This window comes from Xanthomonas codiaei (assembly GCF_002939785.1).
GTDB lineage: Bacteria > Pseudomonadota > Gammaproteobacteria > Xanthomonadales > Xanthomonadaceae > Xanthomonas > Xanthomonas codiaei.
This window is the reverse complement of sequence record NZ_MDEC01000006.1, coordinates 196,765-206,276: the sequence shown is the minus strand read 5'-3', so window position 1 is coordinate 206,276 and position 9,512 is coordinate 196,765. Positions and strand designations below refer to the sequence as shown.

The following is a 9,512-nucleotide window of genomic DNA, read 5'->3' as shown; positions in this document are numbered from 1 at the left end:
ATCGGCCCCATGCCAGTCTCGGAAAACGCCCCCCCATCTCCCGCATCCACATTCCACTGAACAACGTGGTGGGTTTACACAGCTAGCAAAACTGCTGGGCGGCCGCCAGACGGGCGCGGTCGGTGCTCGGAATCACTGGTAGCGGGGGCAGGATTTGAAACTGCGACCTTCGGGCATGTACCACTCGCACACTGCGGTTCCTCCGCGCCGTGCGCACCCACCTGACGACCGCTCGCTACGTTCTGTTGGCCGCCCTAAATGCCGAGAGCTGCGGCTGACCAACGAGCGCTGCGGCCTGCTTCCTTCTCCCGTCGGGAGAAGGTGGCGCGTAGCGCCGGATGAGGGCAAGGGCGCAGCCCCAGCATCTCGGGCCACACTGGTCGGCAGCCGAGGTCGGCAGCCGACGACTGGGGCGCCCCGGCCCTCTGGCACGGCGCACTTGCTTTGGCCTTCGTACCCGCAACCTCCACGCCCGGCACACGCGTCAGACAAGACGCACCTTGCCTCGTTGGCCAGCGGCAAGGCGCGCCTCTCACCGCGCGCAGACAACGGCTCAGGGGCGATCCAGCGCCTGTCGCAGCGGGGCCAGGAAGGCTTCGGCGCGTTCGCGGGCGCTGCGGACGTCGCCCGCTTCGGACAGGGCCGCCACCAGGGCGCTGCCGACCACCACGCCGTCGGCATCCACGGCCATGGCTGCGGCGCTGGCGGCGTCCTTGATGCCGAAGCCGGCCACCACCGGCGCACCGGCGCGCTGTCGTAACTGGCGCAGGCGATCGCTGGCGGCCTGGGTATCGAGCCGATCCGAGGCGCCGGTGACACCCGCGAAACTGACGTAGTACAGATAGCCCTGCGCGGTATTGCACAGCATGTCCAGGCGCTGCTCGCTGGTGGTCGGCGAGGCCAGTGCGATCAGTGCCAGCCCGACTTCGCTGAAGATGTCGCGGGTTTCGTCGGCTTCTTCCGGCGGCAGGTCGACCAGCAACAGGCCATCGACGCCTGCCGCGACCGCGGCCTCGGCAAAACGCCGGGTGCCGTGGATCTCGATCGGATTGAGGTAACCCATCAGCACCACCGGGGTGACTGCGTCCTCGCGGCGGAACTCGTGCACCGCTTCCAGCACGTAGGCCAGGCCGGCGCCACGTCCAAGCGCACGTTCGGAACTGCGCTGGATGGTGGGGCCATCGGCCATGGGGTCGGAGAACGGCACGCCCAGTTCGATGACGTCGGCACCGGCGCGCACCAGCGCGTGCATCACCGGCACGGTGGCTTCCAACGATGGATCGCCGGCGGTGACGAAGGGGATCAGTGCCTTGCGGCCGGAGTGGCGCAACGCGTCGAAGCACACGTCGATGCGGTTGGGCAGGCGGCTCATGCGCATCCCTCCACCAACTGCACGGCGTCCCAGGTTCCCCAATACATCGCTCTCACGCTGCCTTCTCCGGTTTCATAGCGAACCGCGAACCCGCTCTGCGGGTCGCGCCATGTCAAATAAAGATCGTTGCCGTCATCGCCGCCATAATGATGCGGTTCGACGCGATAGCCTGCCGGCAGACGCGCACGCGCGGTGGCTTCGCTATCGTCGATGGCGATGCCGAACGGGCCTACCGTTGCGGCATCGGTGGCGTCGAAGCGGACGACGCGCCCGTCCTGCAGCATCATCGATATGCCGGCGGGAAGTAGCCCGCCCTCCACGTAGTCACAGCTCTCGATCGGGCCAGCATTGAAGCGCTTCCAGGCCGCTTGCGGCGCGAGTTCGGCAAAGTGCTGGCCCACGCGCACCGGGCCGCTGCGATCCAGCGCGGGGGCGGCCGCGGCGGTGGCCAGCGCAGACGCACACAGCAGCGCGAAGCTGCCGACGACGCTGCGCATGCGCCGTTGGATCACAACACCAGCCCTTCGCGCGCGGCGATGGTGTGCACGTCCTTGTCGCCACGCCCGGACAGGTTGCACAGCACCAACGCATCCTTGGGCAGTTCGCGGGCCAGCTTGATCGACTGCGCCACCGCATGGCTGGATTCGAGCGCGGCCAGGATGCCTTCGGTATGCGCCAGCAGATGGAAGGCCGCCATCGCCTCGTCGTCGGTGATGCCTTGATACACCGCGCGACCGCTGTCGGACAGGAACGCGTGCTCCGGGCCCACGCCCGGGTAATCCAGCCCGGCGGAGATCGAATGGGTCTCGATGATCTGGCCGTCGTCGTCGCAGATCACGTAGGTACGGTTGCCGTGCAGCACGCCGGGGCGGCCAGCGGCGATGGATGCGGCATGGCGGCCGGTGGCGATGCCGTCGCCCGCCGCCTCGGCACCGTAGATCCTGACACCGGGGTCGTTGAGAAAGGCGTGGAACAGGCCGATGGCATTGCTGCCGCCACCGACGCAGGCACTGATCGCATCCGGCAGCCGGCCGTAGTCCTGCAGCATCTGCTCGCGCGCTTCACGGCCGACGATGGCGTTGAAGTCGCGCACCATGCGCGGATACGGGTCCGGGCCGGCCACGGTACCGATGATGTAGAAGGTGTCGCGCACGTTGGTCACCCAGTCGCGCATCGCCTCGTTGAGCGCATCCTTGAGCGTGGCCGAGCCGGAGGTCACCGGAATCACCGTCGCGCCCAGCAGCTTCATGCGGTAGACGTTGATCTTCTGTCGCTCGATGTCGGTGGCGCCCATATAGACCACGCACTCCAGGCCCAGCCGCGCCGCCACCGTGGCACTGGCCACGCCGTGCTGGCCGGCGCCGGTCTCGGCGATGATGCGGGTCTTGCCCATGCGGCTGGCCAGCAGGGCCTGGCCGATGGTGTTGTTGATCTTGTGGGCGCCGGTGTGGTTCAGGTCTTCGCGCTTGAGCAGGATCTGCGCCCCGCCCACTTCGCGGCTGAGCCGCTCGGCATGGTAGATCGGGCTGGGACGGCCCACGTAGTGCTTGAGGTCCTTGTCGTAGGCAGCGATGAATGCCGGGTCCTGGCGCGCCTGGTCGTAAGCGGCGGCCAGTTCCTGCAGTGGGCCGATCAGGGTTTCGGCGACGAAGCGGCCGCCGAACCTGCCGAAATGGCCGACAGCATCCGGATAGGCGTAAAAGTCACTGATGGGCTGGGCCGACATGGGAATCCTCTGCAGCAATGCGGTCATACGCGAAGCCGCAACTCTACCGCAGGCCGGCAGCGCGATAAATCGATAAGATGGCCGCAACCTGTGATCTGGACTCACACATGATGGTCTCGCTCCCGCCGCTGGCCGCTCTGCGCGCCTTCGAGGCCGCCGCCCGCCTGCAGAGCGTCAGCCGGGCTGCGCAGGAGCTGCACGTGACCCATGGCGCCATCAGCCGCCATGTGCGTGCGCTGGAACAGGCGCTGGGCACGGCCTTGTTCGCCCGCCAGGGCCGCGGTCTGGTCCTCACCGCCGCCGGGACACGCTTGCGCGACGCCACCGGCGAAGGCTTCGCCCTGATCGGCGATGCCTGGGCGGCGCTGCGCCACCCGGCCAGCGAGGCGCCACTGGTGTTGGGGTGCTCGGGCAGCCTGCTGGCGCGCTGGGTCATTCCGCGCCTGGGCCGGCTGCAACGCGACCTGCCCGACCTGCGCCTGCACCTGTCCGCCAACGAGCAACCGCCCGGCCCGGACCTGGACGGCCTGGACGCGGCCCTGCTGCTAGAGTCGCCCCCCCTGGCCGGGCGAGTGGCAGGTGCACGAGCTCGGCGTGGAATGGATCGGCCCGGTACTGAGCCCGCAGCTGGCTGCGAGCCTGCAGCTCGATCGCCACGGCCCCACGGCCCTGCGCAATCACCCGGTGTTGCACACCCGCTCGCGCCCGCAGGCCTGGCCGGAATGGGCGCAGGCATACGGCATGGCGCCCGACGCCTTGCGCCCGGGCACCGAATTCGAACACCTGGTCTATCTGCTGGAGGCCGCCGCCGCCGGCCTGGGCGTGGCGATCGCCCCGCAACCGCTGGTGGCCGCGGACCTGGCAGCCGAGCGCCTGCTGGCGCCGTGGGGATTCACCCCGACCAACGGACGCTGGGTGCTCTGCGCCGCAAGACGCAACCCGGACCCGCGCATCGAGCGCCTGGCCAACTGGCTGCGCAGCGCACTTGCCGAAGATCAGCAAGAGTCATCGGGCACCTGAGCTGCCATCGAAGCTATCGACCAGCAGCGCTCACCGCCCCTCGATTCCCCAATCCCGATTCCCGATTCACCCCAACTCGTGGCAATCGGCGCGGCGCACTTCCTCGACGAACTTGCGCATCTTGTGGCCGTCCTTGATGCCGGGCGCCAGCTCGACGCCGCTGGACACATCCACGCCCCACGGCAAGGTGGCGACGATGGCATCGAACACATTGTCGGCAGTGATGCCGCCTGCAAGCAGGAACGGACGGTGCAGGCCGGTGGGCAGGCGCGACCAGTCGAAGGTCTTGCCGGTGCCGCCACCGGCACCCGGCGCGTGGCTGTCGAACAGGAAGCCGGCGGTGTTGGGATAGGCCAGCTGCAAGGTGCGTGCGTTGGCGTCCTCGCCGTTGACGCCGGCGCTCCCCATCGGCACTGCCTTGAGATACGGCAGGTTGAAGCTGCGGCAGAACGCGTCGTCCTCCTCGCCGTGGAATTGCAGCAAGGTCGGGCGCACGGTGCGCACCACCTCGCGCACCTCTTCCTTGGAATTGTTGCGGAACAAGGCCACCACATCGACCATCGGCGCCGTGGCATGGCGCATCGCGCGCGCTTCGGCCGGCGCCACGCGGCGCGGGCTGCCGTGCGCGAAGATGAAACCTACCGCGTCCACACCCAGTTCCCCGGCCAGTCGGATATCACCGGCGCGGGTCATGCCGCAGAACTTGATACGGGTGCGGTACAGCGATCGATTCATTGGGTCACCTCGGCAGGCAGATGCCACTCTGCAGGATACAGAGGCCCGATAAACACCAGGCCTTGTGGCGGCGCCGTCGGGCCGGCGACCGTGCGGTCGCGTCCGGCCAGCAACGTCGCGATCCAGTCGACCGGCTGCTCGCCGGAACCGACCAACATCAGCGAGCCAACAATATTCCGCACCATGTGATGAAGGAATGCATTGGCCTGGACCTCCACCTCCACCACCTCGCCGTCGCGCCGCACGCTGATCGCCTGCAGGTTGCGACGTGCGTGCAGCGCCTGGCATTGCACGCTGCGAAACGCGCTAAAATCGTTCTCGCCCAGCAGCGCCTGTGCGGCGACATGCATGGCCTCGGCGTCGAGCGGGCGACGTTCCCAACTCAGGGTCTGCCGATGCAGGGCCGGACGGATCTGGCGATTCAGCAGACGGTAGCGGTAGCGGCGCGCGCGCGCGGAAAAGCGCGCATGGAAATCGTCGGCGGCCGGCACGCACCAGCGCACTGCGATCGACGCGGGAAGACGCGCGGTGGTACCCAGCATCCAGCCTCGCGGCTCGCGCCGCGCATCGCTGTCGAAGTGCACCACCTGGCATTGCCCGTGGACGCCGGCATCGGTGCGGCCGGCACACACCACCTGGATCGGCGCATCGGCCACCGACGACAAGGCCGCCTGCAGGCTGGCCTGCACGCTCGGCCCGCCGTGTTCGCCCAGCTGCTGCCAGCCCTGGAAGTCGCTGCCGTCATATTCCACGCCCAGCGCGTAACGCATCGGTACCTGCCTGTGTGTTCGATCGGGAAACGTGCCGCACCTGCGGCAAACGCGCGCTGACCGGCATCGGTGCGCAGCAATTCAATTCTCGGCAACGGCGCATGCGAGGCCAGGCGGCCGGCCCCGGCATCCCCACCACGCCTCGGTCGGCGCGCACGCCCGGCCACTCCACCGGCACGGCACCGCAACGGCCCGCCCTACGCGGCGGACCGCTCCGACCACACCGCCAGCGTGGAACCGCCAGGCTCGCGGAAATGGAACCGGCTGCCGCCCGGGAAACCGAACACCGGCTTGACGATCTCGCCGCCGGCCGCGCGCACGCGTTCGAGCATCGGCGCCAGATCGTCGGCATACAGCACCACCAGCGGGCCACCCTCGGCAGGGGCCGGGACCGCAGTGCGGTAGAAGCCACCGTCCAGGCGGCCGTCGTTGAAGGCCAGGTAATCCGGGCCATAGGCCTGGAACTGCCAGCCGAACACGGCCTCGAAAAAGGCACGGCTGGCATCCGGATCGGTGGAGCCGAACTCCACGTAATCGATACGGCGCTCGCGCACGGCCATGCTGTCCATGGCCGGACTCATGCCAGACGCTCCAGCAGCTGGGCCGCTTCGGCGCGGGTGGCGTCGTCGCCGCTGGCGGCGACCTCCAGCAGCAGGCCGCGCGCGGTGTCCTTGTCGCCCAGGTCCATGTAGGCCACCGCCAGTTCCAGGCGATCGCGTCCGGCCGAGGCGAATTGCCGGGCGGCGACCGGATTCGGCACGGCCACCGGGGTTACCGGTGCCGGATCGAAATCCAGCTGGCTTTGCGGCGCCTGGTATTGCACAGCCTGGTCCGGCTCCACGCGGCTCTCATCGACGCCAGTGGCCACTGGCGCAGGCTCGGCGAACGCCGCATGCGCCGCATCGCGCTGCGTCTCGGATGGCCGATCTGCCGGCCCGGGTTCGGCCAGCGTCGCCGGCGGGGCAGCACGCAGCGCGCGCCATTCGTCGCTGTTGACCACCACGGGCGCAGCCACCGGTTCGGCCCACTGCGGTTCGCGGCGCAGCACTTCCGACAACGGCGGCTGCGGCTCGTGGGCACGCTCGTCTTCGCGCAGATCGGCCTGTTCGAATTCGGTCTCGTGCAGCACCTCGCGCTCGCTGGGCTCGGTGGCCGGCGCGTCGTCCTGCGCGGGGTCGGCAGCGACCGCCGCGGCCGGCGGCATGAAGTCGAACTGGCGCCGGGGCAACGGCGGTAGCGGCGATGGCTTGCGGCGCCGTGCGGCCAGCCACGCGACCACCGCCGCCACGATCAGCACCAGGCCACCGATCAACCACAGCGGGAAGCCGCCGCCCTGCGGTGCGGCCTGCGGTGCCTCGGCCAGGCGCTTCTGCGCCGCCGCCAGGTCGGTGTCCTTCATCGCGATCAAGGCTTGCTGCTGCTGCTTGAGCTTTTCCAGATCGGCCACGCGCGAGCGCAGGTCCTGTAGTTCCGCATCGCGGGTGGCGATGTCTTCCTTGGCCTGTTGCAACTGTTGGTTGGCCGCCATCTCGCCCTCGCCTTCGGCACTGGTGCCGGACGTGGCGCCGGCGGTGTTGGTCTGACTCGCCACTGCCGGGGCGATTTCGAGCCGCGCGCCATTGCCGGCGGCGGCGGATGCGGCAGGTGTCGCCGGGGCCGGCGTCGCTGCGGCCGCAGCACCGGCATCGGCCGGCTGCGGAATGGCCGAACGCGCCTGTCGCCACTGCGCGGCCTGCTCGCGCACCATCACCGCCGCTTCTGCTGCACCGACCTGCGCCAATGCATCTTCCTGAGGCGTGCGCAGGACTGCGCCCTGCTTGAGGCGGTTGATGTTGCCGTTGATGAAGGCATCCGGGTTGGTGCGCAACAGCGCCAGCATGGCCTGATCCAGCGAGTGTCCGCTGGAGCGCGCCACGGATGCGGCGATTTCGGACAGGGTCTGGCCCGCGCGCACCGCCGGCAGCGTATCGCCGGCGGCCTGCGTGGCCGCGGGCGCACCGGCCGCCGGGCGCGCAGAGGGCGCGGCGCTGCCGGCATCGGTGCCGCTGCGCTCGCCTGCCGCCACGGGTGCGGCAGCGGGTTCGCGGGCGATGGTGTTGCTGGCGCCGGCCTGCGGCGCGTCGATGGCCGGCTCGGCGATGGCTGCAGCGGTATTGGGCGCATCCACCAGTGCGGCGTATTCGCGCACCAGGCGGCCCTGGGCCCACTCCACTTCGATCAGGAAATTGATCGCCGGCCGATCCACCGGCTGGCTGCTGGTCACGCGGATCACCGCGCGCCCGCGCGCATCCTGTGCGAACTGGAACTGCAGGTTGCTGACCAGCCCCTGCGGCCGCTCCAGACCGACGCGCGCGAAGGTGGTGGCCGAGGCCAGCGCCACGCGTGCATTGTCGAGTTCGCCAGGCTCGTTGGAGATGACCGGAATTTCTGCCACCAGCGGTTGCCCGGGCTTGGACAGCACCCGGATATCGCCCAGCCCCAACGCCATGGCTGCGCCGCTGCACGCCATCAGCAGCAACGCACCTATTCCTTGTATCGGACGCATCGCGCCCCTGCCCCTATGTTTCATGGACATCAATATAGCCGCTGGATGAGCGAAAAAGTCGCCCGACGGCAGCACGACACACCGATGCCAATGCCAACGGCATGCCGTCAATCGAACCAAGCAAGTTGTCCCCCGGCATATGGGCGCGGCGTGGTACCGTCTCCCCCCTACGCAGGCAGCAGTGCGCGCACGCCAGCGTAGGAGCGCGCCTGAGCGCGATGAGGCGTTATCGATAAGGCCCGTCGCCGGGCGCGCTCCTACGGGTGAACCGCTGCTCAGCCTTCCTGCGCGACCAGTTCGGCCAGCTGCACCGCATTGAGCGCGGCGCCCTTGCGGATGTTGTCGGACACGATCCACAGGTTCAGGCCGCGCGGATGCGAGAAGTCTTCGCGGATGCGACCGACGAACACCGCGTCCTTGCCAGAGGCATGCGTGACCGGAGTCGGGTAGCCGCCGGGCTTGCGCTCGTCCACCACTTCCACGCCGGGCGATGCTTGCAGCAGCGCGCGCGCCGCTTCCACGGTGATCTTGTCGCGGGTCTCGATGGCCACCGCTTCGGAATGGCCGTAGAACACCGGCACGCGCACCGCGGTGGGATTCACCTGGATGCTGTCGTCGCCGAGGATCTTGCGGGTTTCCCAGACCAGCTTCATCTCTTCCTTGGTGTAGCCGTTGTCCTGGAAGTCATCGATGTGCGGGATCAGGTTGAAGGCGATCTGCACCGGGAAACGCTGCGGGTCGATGTCCTGGAAGCTCAGCAACTCGCTGGTCTGCTTGCCCAGCTCTTCCATCGCCGAACGCCCGCCACCGGAGACCGACTGGTAGGTCGCCACGTTGATGCGCTCGATCCCGTAGGTGCGGTGGATCGGGCCCAGCGCCACCAGCATCTGCATGGTCGAGCAATTGGGATTGGCGACGATGCCGCGCGGGCGCTGCCTGAGCGCTTCGGGATTGACCTCGGAGACCACCAGCGGCACATCGTCGTCGTAACGGAAGGCCGAGGAGTTATCGATCACCACCGCACCGGCCGCGGCGAACTTCGGAGCATATTCCTTGGACACGCTGCCGCCGGCGGAGAACAGCGCGATGTCCACGCCGGTGGGGTCGAACTCGGCCAGGTCCTGCACATCGACCTTGCCGCCGTTGAACTCGACCTGCCCGCCCGCCGAGCGCGAGGACGCCAGCGCGTACAGGGTGGCGACCGGGAAGTTGCGCTCGGCCAGGATGCTCAGCATGGTCTCGCCGACGGCGCCGGTGGCGCCCACGACCGCGACGTTGAAACGACGGTTTTCGTTGCTCATGAGAATGTCTTTATCGAAAGGGGGGATGGAAAGGGAGCACTGC

General features: G+C 68.7%; 8 protein-coding genes, 1 other RNA gene and 1 pseudogene. 2 read left to right on the top strand and 8 right to left on the bottom strand.

Going from position 1 to position 9,512, the window contains the following annotated elements:
• Positions 1-175 precede the first annotated feature (175 nt).
• A non-coding RNA gene (locus XcodCFBP4690_RS06710) (sX9 sRNA) lies at positions 176-251 on the top strand.
• A gap of 302 nt (positions 252-553) precedes the next feature.
• Here XcodCFBP4690_RS06710 and trpA read toward each other — a convergent pair.
• The 3 genes from trpA to trpB are packed head-to-tail and all read right to left on the bottom strand — an operon-like array spanning position 554 to position 3,098.
• On the bottom strand, positions 554-1,372 hold the full coding sequence (gene trpA / locus XcodCFBP4690_RS06705; protein WP_104540200.1) for a tryptophan synthase subunit alpha: 819 nt from the start codon (positions 1,370-1,372) through the stop codon (positions 554-556).
• Positions 1,369-1,869 (bottom strand): hypothetical protein, encoded by a 501-nt coding sequence (locus XcodCFBP4690_RS06700; protein ID WP_244183579.1) that lies wholly within the window; start codon positions 1,867-1,869, stop codon positions 1,369-1,371. The genes trpA and XcodCFBP4690_RS06700 overlap by 4 nt, the downstream gene beginning before the upstream one ends.
• Positions 1,870-1,880: 11 nt before the next feature.
• Entirely contained in the window at positions 1,881-3,098 is a 1,218-nt protein-coding gene (gene trpB / locus XcodCFBP4690_RS06695) for a tryptophan synthase subunit beta (RefSeq protein WP_104540198.1), read from the bottom strand.
• Positions 3,099-3,205: 107 nt separating this feature from the next.
• Between trpB and XcodCFBP4690_RS06690 the strand changes: the two are divergent.
• A pseudogene (locus tag XcodCFBP4690_RS06690) lies at positions 3,206-4,118 on the top strand (LysR family transcriptional regulator).
• Between the two features lie 66 nt (positions 4,119-4,184).
• Here the strand turns inward: XcodCFBP4690_RS06690 and XcodCFBP4690_RS06685 are convergent.
• From XcodCFBP4690_RS06685 to XcodCFBP4690_RS06660, 5 genes are all read right to left on the bottom strand, one after another.
• Positions 4,185-4,853 carry a phosphoribosylanthranilate isomerase gene (locus XcodCFBP4690_RS06685; protein WP_104540197.1) on the bottom strand — a complete coding sequence of 223 codons (669 nt, stop codon included), beginning with the start codon at positions 4,851-4,853 and terminating at the stop codon, positions 4,185-4,187.
• The gene (gene truA / locus XcodCFBP4690_RS06680) at positions 4,850-5,623 is read right to left on the bottom strand and encodes a tRNA pseudouridine(38-40) synthase TruA (protein WP_104540196.1); all 774 of its coding nucleotides are present in this window, start codon (positions 5,621-5,623) and stop codon (positions 4,850-4,852) included. Before truA ends, XcodCFBP4690_RS06685 begins: the two co-directional genes overlap by 4 nt.
• A 197-nt stretch (positions 5,624-5,820) precedes the next feature.
• Entirely contained in the window at positions 5,821-6,204 is a 384-nt protein-coding gene (locus XcodCFBP4690_RS06675; RefSeq protein ID WP_104540195.1) for a VOC family protein, read from the bottom strand.
• The gene (locus tag XcodCFBP4690_RS06670) at positions 6,201-8,168 is read right to left on the bottom strand and encodes a motility hub landmark protein FimV (RefSeq protein ID WP_104540194.1); all 1,968 of its coding nucleotides are present in this window, start codon (positions 8,166-8,168) and stop codon (positions 6,201-6,203) included. The genes XcodCFBP4690_RS06675 and XcodCFBP4690_RS06670 overlap by 4 nt, the downstream gene beginning before the upstream one ends.
• Before the next feature lie 275 nt (positions 8,169-8,443).
• Positions 8,444-9,469 (bottom strand): aspartate-semialdehyde dehydrogenase, encoded by a 1,026-nt coding sequence (locus XcodCFBP4690_RS06660; protein ID WP_104540193.1) that lies wholly within the window; start codon positions 9,467-9,469, stop codon positions 8,444-8,446.
• Positions 9,470-9,512: the final 43 nt, after the last annotated feature.

Bases quoted from the DNA above. Each gene is read 5' to 3' on its own strand.
- trpB (WP_104540198.1), bottom strand. From the start codon at position 3,098: ATGTCGGCCCAGCCCATCAGTGACTTTTACGCCTATCCGGATGCTGTC.
- XcodCFBP4690_RS06670 (WP_104540194.1), bottom strand. From the start codon at position 8,168: ATGCGTCCGATACAAGGAATAGGTGCGTTGCTGCTGATGGCGTGCAGC.
- XcodCFBP4690_RS06675 (WP_104540195.1), bottom strand. From the start codon at position 6,204: ATGAGTCCGGCCATGGACAGCATGGCCGTGCGCGAGCGCCGTATCGAT.
- XcodCFBP4690_RS06660 (WP_104540193.1), bottom strand. From the start codon at position 9,469: ATGAGCAACGAAAACCGTCGTTTCAACGTCGCGGTCGTGGGCGCCACC.
- XcodCFBP4690_RS06685 (WP_104540197.1), bottom strand. From the start codon at position 4,853: ATGAATCGATCGCTGTACCGCACCCGTATCAAGTTCTGCGGCATGACC.
- trpA (WP_104540200.1), bottom strand. From the start codon at position 1,372: ATGAGCCGCCTGCCCAACCGCATCGACGTGTGCTTCGACGCGTTGCGC.
- truA (WP_104540196.1), bottom strand. From the start codon at position 5,623: ATGCGTTACGCGCTGGGCGTGGAATATGACGGCAGCGACTTCCAGGGC.
- XcodCFBP4690_RS06700 (WP_244183579.1), bottom strand. From the start codon at position 1,869: ATGCGCAGCGTCGTCGGCAGCTTCGCGCTGCTGTGTGCGTCTGCGCTG.